The organism is Anaerosporobacter sp. (assembly GCF_031551385.1).
In the GTDB taxonomy this organism is placed as follows: Bacteria; Bacillota; Clostridia; order Lachnospirales; family Lachnospiraceae; genus Anaerosporobacter.
In genome coordinates this window covers 1-21066 of sequence record NZ_JAVBNS010000103.1, presented here as the reverse complement: position 1 = coordinate 21066, position 21066 = coordinate 1, and the positions used below count along the sequence as shown (strand labels likewise).

General features: G+C 36.1%; 18 protein-coding genes. 15 read left to right on the top strand and 3 right to left on the bottom strand.

What is annotated here, in order from left to right; all coding sequences use genetic code 11:
* Positions 1 to 395: 395 nt before the first annotated feature.
* A complete protein-coding gene (locus tag RMR19_RS09480) occupies positions 396 to 953 on the top strand; it encodes a prolyl-tRNA synthetase associated domain-containing protein (protein ID WP_310603251.1) in 558 nt (185 codons plus the stop codon).
* A gap of 226 nt (positions 954 to 1179) precedes the next feature.
* Complete coding sequence (locus RMR19_RS09475) at positions 1180 to 1974, top strand: cytochrome b/b6 domain-containing protein (RefSeq protein ID WP_310603250.1); 795 nt, start codon at positions 1180 to 1182, stop codon at positions 1972 to 1974.
* A 117-nt stretch (positions 1975 to 2091) separates the two neighbouring features.
* Here RMR19_RS09475 and RMR19_RS09470 read toward each other — a convergent pair whose 3' ends face one another.
* Complete coding sequence (locus RMR19_RS09470; protein ID WP_310603249.1) at positions 2092 to 2397, bottom strand: type II toxin-antitoxin system RelE/ParE family toxin; 306 nt, start codon at positions 2395 to 2397, stop codon at positions 2092 to 2094.
* On the bottom strand, positions 2387 to 2653 hold the full coding sequence (locus RMR19_RS09465; protein ID WP_310603248.1) for a type II toxin-antitoxin system prevent-host-death family antitoxin: 267 nt from the start codon (positions 2651 to 2653) through the stop codon (positions 2387 to 2389). The genes RMR19_RS09470 and RMR19_RS09465 overlap by 11 nt, the downstream gene beginning before the upstream one ends.
* 402 nt (positions 2654 to 3055) lie before the next feature.
* On the opposite strand from RMR19_RS09465, the gene RMR19_RS09460 reads away from it, so the two are divergent.
* The 6 genes from RMR19_RS09460 to RMR19_RS09435 all read left to right on the top strand — a co-directional run bounded on the left by RMR19_RS09460 (position 3056) and on the right by RMR19_RS09435 (position 8916).
* The gene (locus RMR19_RS09460; protein ID WP_310603247.1) at positions 3056 to 4072 is read left to right on the top strand and encodes an ROK family protein; all 1017 of its coding nucleotides are present in this window, start codon (positions 3056 to 3058) and stop codon (positions 4070 to 4072) included.
* 10 nt (positions 4073 to 4082) lie between these two features.
* Positions 4083 to 5372 carry an MFS transporter gene (locus RMR19_RS09455; protein ID WP_310603246.1) on the top strand — a complete coding sequence of 430 codons (1290 nt, stop codon included), beginning with the start codon at positions 4083 to 4085 and terminating at the stop codon, positions 5370 to 5372.
* Positions 5373 to 5678: 306 nt separating this feature from the next.
* Complete coding sequence (locus RMR19_RS09450) at positions 5679 to 6425, top strand: EFR1 family ferrodoxin (protein ID WP_310603245.1); 747 nt, start codon at positions 5679 to 5681, stop codon at positions 6423 to 6425.
* Positions 6426 to 6541: 116 nt separating this feature from the next.
* Positions 6542 to 6934, top strand: a complete 393-nt coding sequence (locus RMR19_RS09445) for a DUF7674 family protein (RefSeq protein WP_310603244.1) — start codon at positions 6542 to 6544, stop codon at positions 6932 to 6934.
* A gap of 5 nt (positions 6935 to 6939) precedes the next feature.
* The gene (locus RMR19_RS09440) at positions 6940 to 7728 is read left to right on the top strand and encodes an HAD family hydrolase (RefSeq protein ID WP_310603243.1); all 789 of its coding nucleotides are present in this window, start codon (positions 6940 to 6942) and stop codon (positions 7726 to 7728) included.
* A gap of 75 nt (positions 7729 to 7803) precedes the next feature.
* On the top strand, positions 7804 to 8916 hold the full coding sequence (locus RMR19_RS09435; protein ID WP_310603242.1) for a PDDEXK nuclease domain-containing protein: 1113 nt from the start codon (positions 7804 to 7806) through the stop codon (positions 8914 to 8916).
* Positions 8917 to 9076: 160 nt separating this feature from the next.
* Here the strand turns inward: RMR19_RS09435 and RMR19_RS09430 are convergent, their stop codons facing one another.
* A complete protein-coding gene (locus RMR19_RS09430; protein ID WP_310603241.1) occupies positions 9077 to 10123 on the bottom strand; it encodes an AraC family transcriptional regulator in 1047 nt (348 codons plus the stop codon).
* A gap of 331 nt (positions 10124 to 10454) precedes the next feature.
* Here RMR19_RS09430 and RMR19_RS09425 point away from each other — a divergent pair, with 331 nt between their 5' ends.
* From RMR19_RS09425 to RMR19_RS09395, 7 genes are all read left to right on the top strand, one after another.
* Entirely contained in the window at positions 10455 to 11972 is a 1518-nt protein-coding gene (locus RMR19_RS09425; protein WP_310603240.1) for a sugar ABC transporter ATP-binding protein, read from the top strand.
* 85 nt (positions 11973 to 12057) lie between these two features.
* Positions 12058 to 13017 carry an ABC transporter permease gene (locus RMR19_RS09420; protein ID WP_310603239.1) on the top strand — a complete coding sequence of 320 codons (960 nt, stop codon included), beginning with the start codon at positions 12058 to 12060 and terminating at the stop codon, positions 13015 to 13017.
* Positions 13018 to 13156: 139 nt separating this feature from the next.
* Positions 13157 to 14446, top strand: a complete 1290-nt coding sequence (locus RMR19_RS09415) for a hypothetical protein (RefSeq protein WP_310603238.1) — start codon at positions 13157 to 13159, stop codon at positions 14444 to 14446.
* Positions 14447 to 14594: 148 nt separating this feature from the next.
* On the top strand, positions 14595 to 15584 hold the full coding sequence (locus RMR19_RS09410; protein WP_310603237.1) for an ABC transporter permease: 990 nt from the start codon (positions 14595 to 14597) through the stop codon (positions 15582 to 15584).
* A 65-nt stretch (positions 15585 to 15649) separates the two neighbouring features.
* Positions 15650 to 16285, top strand: coding sequence for a beta-phosphoglucomutase (gene pgmB / locus RMR19_RS09405; RefSeq protein ID WP_310603282.1), 636 nt, complete (start codon positions 15650 to 15652; stop codon positions 16283 to 16285).
* A gap of 34 nt (positions 16286 to 16319) precedes the next feature.
* The gene (locus RMR19_RS09400) at positions 16320 to 18005 is read left to right on the top strand and encodes a glycoside hydrolase family 3 protein (protein WP_310603236.1); all 1686 of its coding nucleotides are present in this window, start codon (positions 16320 to 16322) and stop codon (positions 18003 to 18005) included.
* A 134-nt stretch (positions 18006 to 18139) separates the two neighbouring features.
* Complete coding sequence (locus RMR19_RS09395) at positions 18140 to 20848, top strand: family 78 glycoside hydrolase catalytic domain (protein ID WP_310603235.1); 2709 nt, start codon at positions 18140 to 18142, stop codon at positions 20846 to 20848.
* Positions 20849 to 21066: the final 218 nt, after the last annotated feature.

Here is a 21066-nt window from a genome sequence, read left to right as displayed (position 1 = left end):
GAGATTCTTTATGTTATGTGGAGAATTTCATCCTTTTGTGTTGCGATTTGATATTCTAATTTGTGTAGTTTATACACAAGATGTGTTTTTGTTTTGTGTTATCATACCTTAATTAAGAAATAATCAGGAATAGTAAGAGTTTCACAAATGCATATTAATTTAAATATAAAAGTGGTTGTTTTTGGAAAGAGAAATATATATTCTTTAGAATTAATAAGCAATTTATTATTATATTTTGTTTCTTGCTTTTCTCCTTTACAGTTTGGAGAGATGGAAGTATAATTTGGTGTAAAAAAGTAGGTTGATGTTTGAAATTCTCTTTGAGTTGTCTTTGGACATTAGGAGGAGTTTTGTAATTGGATTGATAAAGAATTGGAAGATACGGAGGCGACAGCATGTATGAATTAGTAAAGGGTAGACCTGATACAAACGAAGGTAGATTAGATAAAGAAATTCGTGTTTATGATTTGCTTGATAAATTAAATATTGATTATGAAAGAGTTGACCATGAGGAAGCGAATACGATTGAAGCGTGTGAAAAGGTTGAGATAGCATTAGGGGAAGGGACTAGTATCTGTAAAAATTTATTCTTATGTAATTCACAAAAGACAAAATTTTATCTTTTGATGATGCCAGGGAGAAAGGTTTTTAAGACGAAGGATTTATCAAAACAGATTAATAGTGCGAGATTATCTTTTGCTGGTGCGGAGTTTATGGAGAAATTCTTAGATATAACACCTGGTTCGGTTAGTGTTATGGGATTGATGAACGATACGGAAAATCAAGTACAGTTATTAATTGATAGAGAGGTTATGGAACCAGAGTTTTTTGCTTGTCATCCTTGTATGAATACTTCTAGTATTAAATTGAAGTGTAAGGATGTTTTAGAAGTGTACTTGCCAAGGGTTCTTCATGAGCCGATTTTTGTTGAGTTGCCGAGTGGGGAGGAATAGGAGAAGAGAAGATTGATAAGTTCTTTAAATCATGTATTGTAAAAAAAGATCTGTGGATTCTAGTCTCTGTAAATAGAATTATTAATTTCACGAAATAATCACTTCTTCTTCACGATTTACACATAATCATCTTCTATAATTAATCTTAAAATAAAGATATAAATAAAAATATAAATTAACTTGTTTCCCAAGATAATGAGATATTTATAGGAAGGAGTATTCTTTTATGAAGCCTAAATTAATGTTAAAAATGTTTCTTAATCTATTAATGACTATAATATTTGTTGCTTTGATTTGTATGAAAGCGACAGGAATAGTTTTTCATGAAATTGCAGGTTTATTATTTGCAGGGGTAATCATTGGACATTTGCTTTTGAATGGTTCATGGATAAAAACTGTTACCAAGTCCTTCTGGCGAGGAAAAGCAAACCAAAGGTCTACGATAATGTATATACTTAATATGACTTTGTTTGTTTGCATGTTTATAATACTAATTACAGGTATTGCTATGTCACAAGTAGTTTTTAAAATGAACCCAACTAATTTGGAGTTATTAGTAATGTCACACAAAATTACTTCTTATTTATGTTTAGGATTTTTAGTGATTCATATAGCATTTCATCAAAAATATTTTGTTAGTTTTATTAAAAAACTTTCCATGAGTGAACGAAGTAAAAAAGTCGGAAGTGTAGTTACTGTTACTTGCGCAGTTGCTTTTATAACTTTCATTCTTTATCAGCAGATTGTTATATATGCATTTCCTGACACAGCAGAGAATGTAGCACAAATAGCCTCAGCACAGGCCACGATTACACCTAAAAAGGAAGAGGAAATTACGATAGATGCCGTGCAGGAAGATACAGTTTCTGAACAAATGTCTTTATCTGACTATTTGAGTAAATTATATTGTTCTGGTTGCCATAAACATTGTTCATTAGTTGCGCCACGATGTAATAGGAGTAGTTCGCAGATATCAGAAGCAACAGCACAATATGAGGAGGTATATGGAGGAACTCAGTGAATCGAGCATAATAAGAAATTCAGTAATAATAAGAAAGCAAATGAGGGGGTCGTAAAACAGCATATTCATAGTTGTTTTACGACACCTTTCATCTTTGTATGCTTTCATTTAACACTATTAATAAAACAACTTTGTATAATCAGTCCGTGTGTCCCCAATATGATAGATGTAAACAACATCGTGAATCAGCTTGTGTATAGCAACGTGTTTTTCGCAGATAATCATCCGATAGCCTTGCTGATTCAACCACTCATCTGGTGTCAATGAGCCAGAATCAGGAAAGCGCTCTAAACGTTCTATAGCATCAAGTATAGCATCACTTACTTTTAAAGCTGTTTCCATGCTAAACTGTACGATATACCAATCTTCTATACGTTTTAAATCTTCCCATGCAGTAGGAAGGATTTCAACTCTATATGTCATTTACTCTCTCCCTCAAGCGCTTCCTTGCTTCTGAGATGCTGTATGTTTCTGCACCATCTAAACGCTCCTGTTCTGCCTGTAATACCTTTGCACGAAGTTGCAATGTTTGCTCTCGCTTTTCAAAAGCATCGATACTCATAAGCACTAAATCCCCTTCACCATTTTTGGTTATATAAATGGGCTCTTTTGTTTCCTTTGCCATGTTTGAAATTGCCGCATAATCATTCCTTAAAGCCGCAGATGCCTTTATTATCATTTTTACTACCTCCATATCATTACTATGATATAATTATATCTTTTTTTGGCTATATTGTAAATTCATTTTTATTAATTATCCTGATAATGAAAAAATGCAGATTACTGTTCGCATGCAATATCCCGCGAGGTATTTTTTGTGAGTGCAACGAAGCGAAAGTCACAGAAAACCCGAGAATTACATCCTGCTGAAAGGTTATGGGCTAATAAAGCAGAACGACCAAGAATCCAGCCCCTTTAAAGTATAGGGACAACCTTTGCCCTAGTTAAGATTAAAGATATAGCAGGAATAAACGCTTGACAGTGATACAGGTTCACTCTATAATAAAAGATACTTATATAAGTGTCTTTTAAAAGAAAGGATAAGATAAAGATGAGTGTTATCTCTATGAACCCTAAAAACATGAAAGAAGTAAATAAAGCAAATATACGGGAGATGCTTCGGTCAATGGGGAATGCGACACGAGCAGAGCTTGCAGAACATATCAATGTCAGTACAACAACAGTAAGATCATTGCTATGTGAGATGCAGGAAAACAAAGAAATACTTGTTATTGGTCAAGATGATTCTAGTGGTGGACGTAGAGCAGAGCGTTACCAATTGAACCCTGAACGATTCTATGGGGCTGCATTTAGTGTTAACGATACTTTGGTTCGATATTCTATTCTTAATCTTTTCGGAGAGATTGCTAAGGAAGGTAGCTTTTCATTTACTCCTGACAATCTGGAGAACAAGATGCTTGATGTGCTGGAAAAGGAGCTTCCTGCGGATACTCTTCGCTCGATATGTATTGGTGTACCTGGTATAGTAGTTAAAGATGGATACAGATGGAAGAATAACCATGGCGAATTTGAAAAATGTGTTGTTGGAAAGGTATTGCGAGAACATTTTTGTATTCCTGTCCTTTTAGAAAATGATTTGAATCTCATAACAATAGGTATGGGGCGATGCCACCAACAGATGTTTCCACAAGAATCTGAGGAAGAACTAAATATCGCATATATTCAGTTTGATGATGGGTGTATCAGTGCTGGTTTTCTGTCAGGTGGCAGACTTGTACGAGGATGGAATAATTACTCTGGAGAGTTGGGTCTTATGCCAGTTGGTGGAGAACTTACTTTGGTGCAAAAGTTGTGTTCTACAGAAAATATTATGCAATATTCAGAAATAGTATCGACAATTATAAAGTGGATTATATTGACTCTTAATCCGAGATATCTTAGCCTTGGTGGTCCGGCATTTCGCAAGGAAGCTATAGGTATTGTTGCAGATATACTTTATGCAGAGATGCCATCAGAGACTTTACCAGAAGTACTACATGTGGATGATACATGGAACGACTACAAAAGTGGCTTGACTTCTCTGTGTGTTGACCAAATGTTTTGCAGTTTGTCCTTAATTGGAGAATATAAGGGATAGGAGAATGTAAATGATTGAAAATATCAAAAAATTTGTCCAGTCGAATCCTCAACGGGATTTTATTGCCCAGTTTTCGTGGTCTACAGCGTTTGTTTTTATGACAAGTGGTGTTTTTCTTAGTGGCCTAGCCGTAAGCATTGGTGCAAGCGATGTTCTGATAGGATATCTCACAGCAATTCCGAACATATGTGGCATTCTAATACTGTTTTTCTCCTCATTGATTGAAAGGGCGACGAATAGAAAAAAGTTGGCAGTATTGCTTTCGATATTATCCCGATTGGTCACATTGCTAATTGTCTTGATTCCACAATTTCAACTTGGCTCGCTGACAGTTCCCGTTTTTGTAATGGTTGTAATCACAGCATTTACGTTACAGGCGCAAACGACAGTTGTTATTAACAACTGGATGGTCAACTTTATTGATGGCAAAAAACGAGGTCAGTATATCTCACTACGTCAGACGGTTTCTCTTGTTGTTACAGTTATACTTTCCCTTGTGGTAGGGAGAATTGTAGATAATGCTAGTCAGCAATACACAGGTCTGCTTATTGTTTTTGGAATTGCATTTTTGGTGAGTATTGTAGAGGTTATTACTCTTCTGCGTATTCCGAATGCTTCTGGAGGTGAATTGTTAAAGGTGAAGTATAAACTAAGTGATATTATTAGGACGCCAATGAAGAATAAACCATTTTTAGGCTTTGTTCTTTATGTATCACTGTTTTATTTTTGGCTATATATATCGGATAGCTTTACCGTGTTATACATGATGAGATATCTAGGCTTGCCATATGCTACCATTACGGGCTTGCAAATGCTGATTTCTCTACCGCAAGTTCTTTTGTTACGGGTATGGGGAAAGCTAAGCGACAAACGTGGGCATAAATTTGTTCTGGCAAGTTCTATATGGCTTTTTATGGGTGAAGGCATGTTTTTAGCTCTATCCAACGGGGGGAATTATATGCTGACAATTTCTGTTGCTTTTTTGTTTGCAGCTGCGGCAAATTCTGGCTTTGTAGTAGCGGTATTCAATCGACGCTATGAGCTGATGCCTGAAAATGGACGTATACTGCATGATAACTTTTATAGCGCGGCTATCGGAATTGCTTTTATATTAGGTCCAGTGGTGGGTGGTTTGATTAAAGATATGGTAGTATCTTCGTCTTTGGGCAGTGTGTTAGAGTTTGGGGAGATTCGAGTTTTATACTTAGTTTCTATGATTGGAATTCTGCTTCTCCAATTCGGTTCTATCCTTTATCGGAAGAGGGGAAAAAGCGGGTGTGATGTTTCAGAATGTATGTAGAGGAGGGGGGATTTGGGAAAAAGCAGACTATTAGTACTCTCATAGTATAATATTGAGCTGATGTAAAGTTTTTACAACTGAACACGGCTCTTTTTTTGTGTAATGATTGTTTAAATAACATGTTAATCTGTCTCGATTTTCTTTACCGATGTTCTTTTATGAAAAATATATGATATAATACAACTATTTAAACAAATGAACAGTTAAGCAGATGCTATGGACTCAAAAGAAGCATTAATAGAATTGTAGTCTGAATTTAAGGACTGCCAGAAAATACTCACTGCAACATGAAAGGAAGTTTGGCGAATGATTTTTTATTTTTCAGCAACAGGAAACAGTAAGCATGTAGTTTCTAAAATAAAACACGATAATGAAATGGTAATTGCTATTGACGAGGCAGTTAAGTCAAAGCAATTTAGCTACAAGGTTACTGATGGAAGAGTTGGCATTGTATCACCTACTTATGACTTTACAATACCAAGTATTGTTTCTGATTTTTTGAATACGTTAACGATAGAATTTGAAGAAAAACCGTATACATTTTATATAGGAACCTATGGAACTACAACAGGAGCAGCAGCTTTGTTTGCTAATCAGATTATGAAGGAAAAGGGCCTATCCTTTGATGCAACCTTTGATATTAAAATGCCTGATACATGGACACCTATGTTTGACCTTTCGGATGCATCGAAAGTAAAGGGAATAAATGAGAAGGCAGATAGGGAAATTGATGTACTGATTCGCCAGTTGAATCAAAAGGTTAAAGGAAAACATATGGGACTTACAGTGCCATTTTTAATTGGCAAAATAGGTAAGAGGATGTATGATAATAATACAAGAAATACTAGCAACTTATCAATTACAGATGAATGTGTAGGATGTGGTCTTTGTGCAAAGAAGTGTCCAGTTCAAGCCGTTGAGATGAAAGGAAAAAAGCCAGTTTGGGTAAAAGACAAATGTGTTATGTGCTTAGGATGTCTTCATAGATGCCCTAAATTTGCAATAGAATATGGAACAAAAACTAAAAAGCATGGACAATATATTCATCCATAATAGTTGAGAATGCATGGTTAGGTGCTGTGAAGTTTGTGTTAATTTATAGGTTCTATTGCTGGAGATGTTGGTGTACTTATTGCACAGTATTGGTGGAAAGGGGATAAGGAAATGTTATGAATAAGGAAGCATGTGCAGCTCAAATGATGGAACTGCCGAATGGTAAATCTATTTATGAAGAACACCTCGCTGATTATGAAGAGATTCTATTACATGTACTAGCGAGTGAATTGATTAGCCAGCCTCTCATTGAATTATTGTGTTTAAATAAGCAATGTGATTTAATTAATCAATATTGTGATATGGTTGAACTTATGTGGAGAGATGGAACAGAGGATGTTGTAAACGTTGTTGATGTAACTATTTTAGAGCGTTTATCAGATGAGGAAATGATATGGAAGAGATTTGGTGAATATATTTCAGATGAATTTAGAAGATATATTAATGAAGAGTTATTGCCTCAAAATGATATGATGGGCGGTGTTAAACCGTTGCATGAGAAAGGTTGAAAGAAATGTTTAATACTTATATATTTGATTTATATGGAACACTTGTAGATATCCGTACTGATGAGGAATCTTGGGATTTATGGAGTAAGATGAGTTTGCTTTATCAATACCAAGGGGCAAATTATACACCAGAGGAATTAAAAACGGCTTTTGAGCAGGCTGTTAAGCAAGCATTTGATAAGGTAACAGCGCTAGATGCTGATAAGTCATTAGAAAAGAAGACAGAAGCAGATGCAAACATAAACTTAGCTTTAATAAAGAGAGAAATTCAAATTGAATATGTATATCAAGGATTGTTTCAAGACAAGGGAATCGAAGTATCGCTTACTAGCTGTATTCAGCTTGCACAAATCTTTCGCGCGTTATCAACAAAATATGTTAAGCTCTATAAAGGTGCAATTGAATTATTACAGGCATTAAAAGCAAAGAATAAAAAGGTCTATCTGCTAAGTAATGCGCAAGCGGTATTTACAAAGGGAGAACTAGAATTGTTGGGATTGTTGCCTTACTTCGATGGAATTGCATTGTCCTCGGATATCGGATTTATGAAGCCGGATAGTAGATTTTATCAATATTTACTGGAGACCTATCAGATCGATCCATCTACTGCAATTATGATTGGAAATGATTACAATTCGGATACAGTAGGAGGTTCGCAAGTGGGACTGCATACTTGTTATATTAATTCGAATCTATCACCAAAGGAAGATGCAGATAGGATTGCAGATATGGAAGCTGATTTTGTTTTGGAGCGTATGGATTTGGAGAGGGTGAAACAGCTGATTTTAGTGTAGTATAAGTCGGAATTTGTTGATGTTAAAATCATGAAATACCGTTATATATTTATGGTATGTAAGGAAGGTGATAAAATGGAACATAATGAAAATACTGAAATAACGAAAATAGAAACCAATGAGGATCGGCTATATTTAAATACTGTGGATTTGATTCAGTATGCTCGCGGGCTTGCGGCAAAGCAGGTAAATTTCATTCAATTGATGACTTATTATTCTATAGGAAGATGGATTGTGGAGGAGCAGCAGGAAGGAAATAGCAGGGCGAAATATGGGCAAAATATTATTAATAATTTATCAAAAAAGTTATTAAATGAATTTGGTCGGGGGTTTTCTGGTGACACATTAAAAAATGCTAGAAAATTTTATTTGATTTATCGTGAACGAATAAGTGAAACAGTGTTTAGCCTTTTTGCAATTGAGAAGAGTGAAGCAGTATTGAATCTTTTGAATAATAATATGTCATTGCAGTTATCTTGGTCACACTATTTGCAATTGATGCGCATTGAAAATGCAGATGAACGCAGTTTTTATGAAATAGAAGCAGTTAAGTCAAATTGGAGCGTAAGAACACTGCAACGACAATATAATTCCAGTTTGTATGAGCGGCTGGCATTAAGCAGAGATAAATCAGAGGTTATGCGTCTTTCAGAAGAGGGCAATGTCATTACAAAACCGCAGGATATTGTGAAACAACCAACCGTGTTGGAATTTCTCGGATTAGAAGAAAAAGCAAAATATGTTGAATCTGATTTAGAAACAGCAATCATCGACAAATTACAAAAATTTCTTCTGGAAATGGGAAAAGGCTATCTATTTGAAGCAAGACAAAAACGATTCACCTTTAATGAGGATGATTTTTATGTTGATCTTGTTACTTATAATCGCCTATTACACTGTTACGTTTTGATAGACTTAAAGGTTGACAAACTGACACATCAGGATATTGGGCAGATGCAGATGTATGTAAATTATTATGATCGTTATGAAAAATTAGATGCAGAAAATCCTACAATAGGAATTTTGTTATGTAAAGAAAAAAATGATGCATTGGTAGAAATCACCTTGCCTAAAGATGCTAATATTTATGCGTCTGAATATAAATTGTATTTGCCAGACAAAAAGGTATTACAGAATAAATTGAGAGAATGGATTGATGAAGAGAGAGGCGATGAAGATATTCAGTAGCGCAACAAATTATGCTATTCCCATAGGGTTACAGAAGCTACTAGTAGCAATGATATGGGTTTTTTGGAATTTCGGGTGTATCTGATTATAGCGAGAAAATTAAAAAGTGCCAAGGCAATGGAGTTCATCCTGTCTTGGCACTTTAACTATAGTTTGCTTTCTATATCCGAATATTCGATTGTCTATATTGTGTTGGTGTCATATGCAGAAGCTTCTTAAATGTACGGATAAAATGCTCCGTTGTATCGTAGCCAACTTGGTTCGCAATATTCGATACGGTCATATTCGTATCCTGCAATAAAATTTGGGCACGTTCGATTCGAATGGACTGCAGGATGTGCGTAAATGTATGACCTGTCGTTTTCTTAATTAATTTTGAAGTATACTCAGGTGTGTAATGAAACCGTTCTGCAATTTCTTCTAACGTAATATTGGTATAGTTGCTTTGAATAAACTGCAACAGTGCGAAACGTTGTACATCGGATTTTTCAATAAAGGTTGGCATCTCTACGCTTTCGGAATAGTAACGCAGTAAGATAGCAAATAGGTTGTTTATCGTATTAACAATAAGTGAATAGTAATAATCATCTTGCTCTGTAAATTCCCATAGAGTGCGCAACATTGCGATATGTGCATGGATATCTGGCCCAGAATGAAAGATAATATAGTCATTGGCATTCTGGGAATAGATATTGTTGAGAAAAAACATGGATAATACATTCGAGGTACGCAAAAAATTAAAGAAAATATTTTGTAAAGTACTTTTACGAATAAAAACATTAATACAGATACTTTCATCAAAAACTTCAACGGTGTGTCTGCTTCCAGGGGGAATAATACAAAGGTCACCGTCTCTAAGATTCATTTCTTTTCCATTAATTTTCTGACTACATTTTCCGTCATAGACAAATAATAGTTCAAAAAAAGTATGAGAATGCTCAAGTGCAGGAGAAAAGCGATTGTGTTTCTGCACAGCGATGTCTTTCTGGTCTTTTGCCGTAAATACATAGGAATCTTCCATTCGAGGTGGAATGGTTTCTGCTAATTCAGGAATGAGTAGATTTCTTTTTTTAACTTCGCCTAAATCAATATTCGCAAGAAATTTTTTTAATGAATATTCTTGCTGTCTAGCATAATAATAACTTCTATAGAATTTCTCATCTTCATTTAATTCATATATCTGGGTTTCAAAGAGCTCAAAAGTCATATTTAGCACCTGCTTTCTATGGTGTTGGAGTTTTAACGGTTGTCGTAGTAATTGTAAAAAAATGAAGAACGATTAGCACTCACAGAAAAATTTTGTGTGGGTGTATTTTGAATGAGTTGTATATAGTTCTGTAATCTAATCGTTAAGGCTGAATTTTTAAACCATTCAGATTAAAAAAAATCATACAATATAACACTATCATAACATAAAGATTAAAAAACATCAATTCAATTGAATAATACAGACAATAGTAAACTTCAAAAAAAGAGATATAATAAACGTATAATCAGTTGAAAAACAATAAGTGTTTAGTACGGAGAGGATATCGCTTATGAAGAAGGAAGTTATTGTTGAAGTAAAACAGATGAATAAGAGATTCGGGTCAACGATTGCCCTAAACAATGTAGATATAGCAATTAACCGTGGAGAAATCCTTGGGTTAATCGGAGAAAATGGTTCGGGAAAATCAACGGTAACATCGATTGTTTCGGGAATGCAAAGAGCCGATAGCGGAGAGATGCTCTATAAAGGAAAGAGCTGGAATCCAGACACGATGATTCATGCACTGAATCAAGGAATTGGTATGATTGTTCAGGAAAACGGTACGGTTGCAGGAATAAGCGTAGCTGAGAATATATTCTTAGGTGAGTTAGATCAGTTTAAGAGTATACATAAAGGTCGTGGCTATGGTTTTGTGAATCGAAAGGAATTAAACCGAAAGGCACAGGAAGTTTTAAATCAAATCGGAGCATCTTATATTAAAGCGGATAGGATAACAGGAGCACTGGATTTGCAGGACAGAAAGTTAATCGAGATTGCGAAGGTTATGCAGAAGAATCCAGAGGTGCTTGTTGTTGACGAAACAACAACAGCACTTTCCCAGAACGGAAGAACGATTATATATAATCTAATGAATAAGATGGTGAAGGAGAATAAAGCAGTAGTTTTTATCTCGCATGATTTAGATGAAATTATGAATGTATGTAATCGTTTAACGGTATTACGAGATGGGAAAATTATCCGAACATTTGACAAAGAGGAATTTGATGAAGAGCTAATTAAGACAAGTATGATTGGAAGAGAGTTAGAAGGTGATTACTACCGTAGTGATTACAATGGTTCATATAATTCTGAAGTTGTATTAGAACTAGAGGATATTAATGTTGCAGGAGAATTAAAAAACTTTAACTTGCAGTTGCATAAAGGCGAAATCTTAGGAATCGGTGGTTTATCGCATTGCGGAATGCATACGCTTGGCAAGGTTATGTTTGGAGCTGTGAAACCAGCATCAGGAAATGTTTTGATACACAAGCAAATATTAAAAAATGAAGCGGAAGCGATGAAAAGAAAAGTTGGTTATGTAGCGAAAGACCGTGATACGGAATCCCTCTGTTTAAATGCAAGTATTAAAGAAAATATAGCAATTGGCGGTTTGGATACGATCGCTCATAAAAATATTCTTGTTTTATCTGGTGCGGAAAAACAGTATGTAGATGAGCAAATTAATTTGCTACAGATTAAATGCCAAAACAGAAATCAATATGTATCTGCATTGTCTGGTGGAAACAAACAAAAAGTTGTATTTGGTAAATGGATTGGACGAGGCAGTGAAATCTTAATTCTGGATTGCCCAACAAGAGGTGTTGATATTGGTGTGAAGCAAGCCATGTATCAATTGATGTATGACATGAAGAAAGAAGGAAAGTCCATTGTTATTATCTCAGAAGAAATGACAGAATTAATTGGAATGGCAGACCGACTTGTTGTTATGAAAGATGGGGAGATTAAGAAAGAATTTCCTAGGAAGAAAGAGCTAAGTGAATCAGACATTATTGAGTATATGATTTGATGTAACGAATTAGAAGATAGTAACGATAACTTAAACAACATAGCCTTGGACAGTTAGTGTTTGGCAAAAAGTGAGGGAATGATGAATGAAGAAGATTGATATAAAAAAGATAGTATTAAGTGTCGCCCCATTAATGGGATTGTTAATACTAATAGCTACATTTTTTCTAGTAGGTGTTCAAAAAGATATTAATATCACATATGGTTTGAAGTCAATTGTGAATCAATCCATTGTCGTTGCAATTGTAGCAACAGGAGCAATATTCATCTATACATTAGGCTCATTTGATATCAGTTTGGGAGCATCGGTGGCAGTAAGTGCATTACTTGGAGCAATTGTGTATAACAAGACAGAAAGTTTGCTTGTTATGTTTATAACTTGTATTGGAATTGCAGTTTGTATCTCTTTATTTAATTCGGTACTAGCGTCGGTATTTAACTTGCCTGTTTTTGTTACAACCATTGCGATGCTAAGTGTGTTAAATGCGTTAGTGCTGGTACTAATCAGTGCAAATGGTACAGGGTCAGAAATTGCCATCCCAGCAAGTGCAGTAGCAGGACTTGATAATGTAGGATTTAAAATCACTGTATTTGCAATATTTCTTGTGCTTTGCATCTTTATCTTTAACTATACAAAGATTGGACGTATGCAGAAATTTGTTGGAGGGAATCCACTCTGTGCGAAACTTACAGGAATCTCGGACAAGAAGATGGGAATTATTGCTTTCGTAATGGCAGGCATTGGCGTTGGTTTAGGGGCATTTTTATCCATTGTATATGCACCTACGCTTACGAAAAACACAGCATCTAGTGTTGGTATGGACGTTATTATTGCAATTGTTTTTGGTGGAATGCCAGTGTCAGGTGGAGCAAGAAGTAAAATCACAGCCGCAACAATTGGAGCATTTTCAATGACATTTTTAGGACAGATTATGACACTATTTAATCTGAACACAGGAATTGGACAAATGGTGAAAGCGGCAATCTTTATCTTCGTTGTATTTGTTGCGACAAGTGACAATCGACAGAAGATGTTGCCAAGATAGTTTTGAGGTATATGTGTCTGAAAATTCATTACCCTAAGTGGAGTGAACAGCCAAGTACAAGCATTTTCAGACACATCCTAGTAGTTGATTTTAGGCGAATGTGCTTAAAATAAATCAAGTTCAAACAGGAGGTAATTTTATGAAAAAGGCAGTATCAAAAATGCTTTGCGTCGTGTTAGTAGCATCAACATTGTTAGTTGGGTGTGGGAAGAATACAGACAATAAAAACGCAAACAAAACAACAGGGGAAGTTACAACAGAGAAAGCGGATGAAAATCAAGAAGACAAAACAGAGGATTCAGCAGTAAAGACAAACTTAGATACAAGTAAGAAGATTAAGATGGGAATCTTGGTATCGGACGCAACAAGTGCAGAAGCATTGGCATTTCGTAACTACTACACGGGATACATAGCAAAGCAATACAATGTAGAGTTAATTTATTCAGATGAGCTAAAAGATGCAGCAGGTGAGAAATCAGCAATTGATACATTTATTACAAACAATTGTAAAGCGGTTATTTCGTTCTCCTCATTTGACCGTCTTGCACAAGTTGCGCAATGTGCAAGTGCAAAAGTTTATTATGCTATTGCAACTGGTACGTTGACAGAAACAGAGTATGAAACATATAAAACAAATGAATATTATGTTGGTGCAATTGGGCCTTCTCTTGATGTGGAGTATCAAACAGGATACGACATGGCGAAATATTATCTTGATCAAGGAGTGAAAAACTTTGCAATCTTTGGTGGTGCATTACCTTACTATACTGACATGCACATTTATCGTGTAGCAGGTATGTTGACAGCAATGGTAGAATCAGCAGGTGATGGAGCAAACTATAAAGGCAAAACAGATAAAGATAGTATTGTAGGGCAAATCTATGCCGATGGTGCAATTGATACAGGTGCAATTGGAGATGTAAATCTACTTGGTTATGTTGGTGGATATGACATGGATGATGCTTGGTTTGCAAAATGTGGACAAATGGCACAGACAACAGGTTTGGAAGTATTATTAGCGGTTGGAAATGGTTCAGATTTCTTCGGAACAGCGATTGAAGGAACAAATGTTAAGATTGCCAGTGTTGATGCCTATGCAAGTAGTTTTGGTGATGCAATGCAAGCCGGAATGCTTGATTATCTAGCTGGTAAATTCTCTGCAAGTATTGGGCCAATCTTCATTGCAACATATAGTGCGGCGTTAGGTGCTCCAATTCGTACTGAAGAGGGTTATGCAATTGCATTAAACCAAGGATACTGGGTTGCCAATTCTTATGATGAGTTTCAGGAATTCTATGGTGTAGACAGTTCTTTAGAAGCACCAGCGTATACAAAAGATATGCTTAACACATTATTAGGTACAGATTATGCTTTCTACTCTGATTTTGTTAGTAAGTATAGTTTTGAAGAAATTATAGGTATGAAGTAGGCTAAAAATAGAGATTTTGTTGCAAAATATAATTTCCTACAATATACAAGGGTATTACTTAAACAAAAGTGCGGTATATCGTGGAAAAATATTTTGCAACAACCCCAAACTACTAAGAGCAAATAGACAAATTGAAAAGGTGATTCGTATGAAAAATAAATTAAGCATAAGTAAAAAAATTATTGCAATAGCTGTGATTCCAGTCGCTACGTTACTTATTATGTTGCTATTATGTGGAATGAATGGGATTACACTTTTTGAAACAAAAGGTAACTGGATTGCTTTCTTTCGTGCAGTAGCCTCTGTAATGTTAACAACATTTGCCCTATCTATTAATTTGAATTCAGGAAGATTTGATTTCTCGATTGGTTCGATTTCGTTATTGTCGTCTGTAATTAGTGCATCGGTTTGCATTCACTATAATTTATCTGTTGGATTTATGTTGGTTATTTCAATTGTAGTAGGAATTGTATTAGGTTGTATATCAGGAGTGCTGTATGTATTAGTAAAACTTCCACCGATTATTGTATCGTTAGGAGTAGCACTATTCTACGAAGGTTTGGCATTTGCAATTACAAAAGGATATGGAGTTTCGTTTGTAGCAAATAAGAATTTGACAAGTTTCCCAAGTGTCGGAAGCTATATTGGCGTAATCGTAGTTGCCTTGGTAATTATGATTGTACTATTTGATTATTGTAAATTTGGTTATGAATATAAGGCGTTGTTATCAGGACAAAAGGTGTCCGTCAACTTAGGAATACATGAAATTAAAAATGCAATAGGTTGCTATGCGATTGCTGGTGGCTTAATGGGAGTTGTTGGTTTTATCAGTGCAAGTAATACAGGAACGATTCAGATGTCGTTAAACTTTGGTTCAATTGCCGTTATGTTTACCGCATTCCTTCCAATGTTTATCGGTGGATTTATCGGAAGGTTCTGCAATGAGAAGATTGGTTATATGCTTGGAGCAGTAACGACAGCGTTTATCTCTTTAATGTATGCGAGGTTAAATGTTAGTTCTTCTGTGCAGCAGATTGTGACAGCATTGATTTTGGTTATGTTTTTAATCTATCTGAATAATGAACAGGTGATTACTAAAATGTTTGTAAGAAGAAGTAGGAAAGAGAATTTAGAGTAAGGAAATTGCAAAGATAAGCCAAAAGATAAGCAAAAGAACAGAGTGAGAAAGGCATGGTTGATAAGATGAAGTATAAGGGGATTATTTTTGATTTAGATGGCGTGATTTGCTCAACGGATGAATATCATTATTTAGCGTGGAAGAGTGTTGCAGATAGCTTGAATATTTTCTTTGATGAAACAGTGAACAATCGCTTGCGTGGTGTAAGCAGAGTAGAGAGCTTGGAAATTATTCTTGAAAACTATGATATCGTCCTTTCTGAAAAAGAAAAACTGGTTTTAATGGAAAAGAAAAATACATTGTATAAAGAACTATTAATGAATATGAGTCCTGAGAATCTATCTGAGGAAGTAAAGAATACTTTAGATGAATTAAGACAAAGAGGTTATGTACTGGCAATCGGTTCTTCCAGTAAGAATGCAAGATATATATTAGATAGATTAGGGTTAGGAACGTACTTTGATGTGATTAGCGATGGAACGAATATAACATATTCCAAGCCAAATCCAGAAGTGTTTTTAAAGGCAGCAGAGCAGTTAAAGTTACAACCACAGGATTGTTTGGTTGTGGAGGATGCAACTGCAGGAGTAGAGGCCGCTTGCCGTGGAGGTTTTGATTGTGCAGGAATTGGTGATGCAGCAGGAGATGGAAGAGCGACATATGGGCTAGGCAGATTTGGGGAACTACTAAAGTTTTTGTAGGAATGTTAAGATGATTAGCAACAGGAGGAAAACTATGAACTTAAAAGCAGCACCGTTTTATTTAAGTGATGAAGATATAAATTGGGTTACTACAACACTGGAATCGATGAGTTTAGAAGAGAAAATCGGACAACTTTTTTGTCCAATTGGATATTCAACAGAGCCAGAATATCTACAGAATGCATTACTAAATATGCATATTGGTGGTCTATTCTTTCGGGATGGTCTAGGTGAAGAGATGCAAAAGACATTCGAATACGCGCAGACACATTCCAGAATTCCGCTTTTGATTCCGTCAAACCTAGAGGCTGGTGGTGATGGAGCGGCAATGGATGGAACGGCATATAGCAAACAGTTAGGTGTTGCGGCAACTGGTGATAAGAAGTATGCGTATCGTCTTGGCAAGATTGCATGTACAGAGGCGAGTGCACTTGGTATCAACTGGGCGTTTGCACCAGTGGTTGATATTGATAGAAACTATCATAATCCGATTACAAATGTAAGAACGTATGGAGATAGTCCTGATACCGTTGTAACATTTGCAGCAGAATATATGCGAGCAGCAAAGGAATGTGATGTTGCTGTTTCCATTAAACATTTTCCGGGTGATGGAATAGATGAACGTGACCAACACTTGCTAACAAGTGTGAATTCACTAAATATGGAGGAATGGGATGATACGTTTGGAAAAGTGTATCAACATTTAATTGATGCAGGAGCATTGACTGTTATGGCAGGTCATATTGCAATGCCAGCGTACCAAGAGTATTACAATGAGGAGACGAAGGGAAAGATAGTTCCTGCAACGTTATCAAAAGAACTATTACAAAATCTTTTACGTGATAAGTTAGGATTTCAGGGATTAATCATTACGGATGCAACACCAATGGTTGGCTTTGCTGTTGCAATGGCACGGGAATATTCCGTTCCGACAGCAATTGAGGCTGGTTGTGATATGTTCCTATTTAATCGAGATTTATCGGAAGATTTTAAATATATGATGGATGGTTATAAGAATGGGATTCTTTCTGAAAAAAGATTGTTAGAGGCGAATACAAGAATACTAGCAACGAAAGCGGCACTAAAGCTACATAGTAAGCAACGAGCAGGTAAGTTAGTTCCAGAGAAAGAGGCATTGAAGATTCTTAGATGCAAGCAACATGTGGAATGGGCGAAGGAAGTAGCGGATAAAGCAATTACATTAGTAAAAGATACGCAGAACATTTTGCCGATTTCAGCAAAGAAGACAAAACGAGTGTTATTAGAAGTGTTAGGACATTTTCCATCGAATGACCGTGTACTTTCTTCTGTAAAAAAGAATCTGGAAGAGAAGGGATTTACCGTAATTCCATATGAAAAAGAAGAGTTTGATAAGGGCGTGGACAATGTAACTGCATTTAAAGAGAAATATGATTTAGTAATCTATATTGGAAATTATGAAAATGCAAGTAACCAGACGACAAATCGTATTAACTGGTATACCTTCTGGGGAATGGGAAACAATGTTCCTTGGTTTGTGGAGGAAGTGCCAACGATATTTGTAAGTGTAGCAAATCCATATCATCTGCTTGATGTACCAATGATTAAAACATATATTAACTGTTACAGCAATAACGAGTACGTGTTAGATTCTGTTGTTAATAAATTGTGCGGAGAGAGTGCATTTACAGGGATAAGTCCAATTGATCCGTATTGTGGACGAGAAGAGTTGAAACTGTAGCAGAATAATAAGGGATTTATATAAATGGTTGAAAGAAAATTGATGTAAAGGAGAACATGCAGCTCGTTAATTCTTTCAGCCATATTTAGTTGAGCAGTATTACAAGCAGACTTGTGATATGCATGAGTAACGCCATGAAAATATTAAATTTAAAAACAAATCATCTTATAAATCCTGTCGGATATGATTTTGAAACATTACATTTTAACTGGGAAGTGCAGGAGGCAAATCAGGAGTGTAAGGAATTTCATCTTGTAGTTTCTAAAGATGTGAATTGTATGAAAGACATTATCTATGATAGCCAAATTATTATGGATTATGCGTTTAATACATTGGACATACAACTCGATTTAGAACCACGTACAAGATATTACTGGAACGTTACCATTGTGGATGTAATTGGTCAAAGAATGGTGAGTGATACTGCTTACTTTGAAACGGCAAAGATGGAAGAGGCATTCTTAGCAAAATGGATTAGTGCAGATAGTGAAACAGCAATGCCATTCTTCTATAAAAATGTTTTATGCAAAAAGGAAGTGAAAACCGCCAGAATCTATGCTTGTGGTTTGGGATTATATGAAATCTATATGAATGATACAAAAGTAGGTGATGAATATTTACTTCCAGGGTATCATTCCTATGATTATCGTTTGGAATACCAGACATTTGATGTTACAAACCAGTTAAAACAGGGTGAGAATGCATTATCAATCTTGATGGGAAATGGCTGGTATAAGGGGCGTTTTGGCTTTGATCATGACTTTGATAATCTATATGGAGACAAACTGAAAGTATTGTTAGAGCTACATATTGAGTATACAGATGGTGAAAAGGATTGTGTGTATACGGATGATTCTTTTATGGCTTGTACATCTCAGATATTCGAGAACAATATCTATGATGGGGAACATATTGATATGACAGCAAAGAAGGAAGAACTTTCGGTATCTGTTCTTGATGATACGACTTCGCTGTTAGTAGGGCGTTCGAATCCTCCAATTAGGAAGGTGGCGGAGTTTGAGCCTGTAGTAGTTTCAACATATTTAGATAACGCAGACATAGCTTCGAAACTTTCAATCGGTGGTCTGAAAGGGGAAGATTCAGCTAACGTATCGGATGCAAGTGGTGCAGCTATAGAAAGTAAAAGTATTTCAAAAACAGCCTCTCACCTTCTACTTGATTTTGGCGAAGTTATCACTGGCTGGGTAGAGATTACTGGAATTATTGAAAAGAGTTACACCCTTACACTTCAATATGGAGAAGTCCTACAGAATGGAGCATTCTATAACGACAATCTTCGTACTGCAAAGGCTGAATTTTGCTATACTTCAAATGGTGAGATGGTAACGATGCGACCACATTTTACATACTACGGTTTTCAATTTGTTAAGGTAACGCTTGTGGATTGTAATGGAGTGGATTTACCTGATGGAAAAGAAGTTTTGTTAAGATTAGTAGAAGAGGGTAAGCTTACATTTACCGCATACCGGATTATGTCGGATATGGAGCAGACAGGAACAATTACAACAAGTAACGCTATGGTAAATAAATTGGTGCAAAATACACTGCGTTCCCAACAGTGCAATTTCTTAGATATTCCTACGGACTGTCCACAACGTGATGAACGAATGGGTTGGACTGGAGATACGACAATATTTGCACCAACGGCATGCTTTCATATGGATAGTGCTGCTTTTTATAATCACTATTTACACAGTTTGAAAGAGGAACAAAAGCGATTAGCTGGTTCTGTTCCGTTCTTTGTTCCAATGCCTAAAGTAGAAGCATTTGAAGGAATCAATCCTTTCTATGTTACAAATGGTGCTTGTGTATGGGGAGATGTTGCAACCGTACTACCTTGGACGTTGTATCTACATTATGGTGATAAGTCGTTACTAAAACAACATTTTGGGGTTATGTGCGATTGGATAGACTATATTACAAAGCAGGTAGCGGCAAGTGAAGACGCTTATCTATGGAAGAATGGACATCATCTTGGTGACTGGTTAGCACTTGATAATGGGAATCCTCATAATCCGATTGGAAAGACAAATCCCCATATGATTGCCAATGTATTCTATTATCAATCTGCACTCCTTTGTGCTAAGGCAGCAAATGTGATTCAAGATAGCCGTTATGAAGAGTATTTGCATTTGGCGGAGATGATTAAATCGGAGTTTATAAAGGAGTATTTTGATGATAACGATTGCTATGTGGAGGAGTTGACACAAACAGCTTGTGCGCTACTATTACATTTTCAATTATATCCTAAGGTGGCGAAGGAATATCTTGTTAAGTCGTTGGAGGAATTGTTGATTGCGAATGATGGGCATCTGAATTCTGGATTTGTGGGAACACCGTTTCTTTGTCAGGCATTATCGGATAATAATCTTAATGATTGGGCGTATAAATTACTGCTAAATGAAGAATATCCAGGCTGGTTGTTCGAAGTAAAACTTGGTGCAACGACAGTTTGGGAGCGATGGAATTCTCTATTGGAGGACGGAAGTATTAGTGGAACAGGAATGAACAGCTTAAATCATTATGCATACGGAAGTATTGCGGAATGGATGTATCGTTATGTTTTAGGTTTCTCGCCAAGGATGGGTGATGAGGTGAAGATGCTGATTGCACCAAAGCCAAGTAAGTTGCTTGCATGGGCGAAGGGGCGTATTCGCACACCATATGGTGAGTATGAAAGTGAGTGGCATGTAGAACCTTCTGGGGAGATGCAATTTAAGATTATGATTCCATTCAATGCGAATGCGGAGGTTGTTTTACCTGATGGTAGTAGTAGGGTTTTGAAGGCTGGGGAACATTGTTTTTCGGTGAGGGTGGATTAAAGAGTGGTTTTGCATTTATTTCATATTGACAATCATGACTACACGATGTAGACTATAAGTGTCTACATTGTGTAGTCTTTTGCGGTGTGCCAGGCATGGCACTAATCTAACTGGTGAAAGTCCAGTCACGGGTATTTACCGCCAAGTGTAGCGAACCACAAGTTGGTATCAGTAATGGTATGGATGAAGGAAGTGGTGTAGCAAAATTCTTGAGCCTA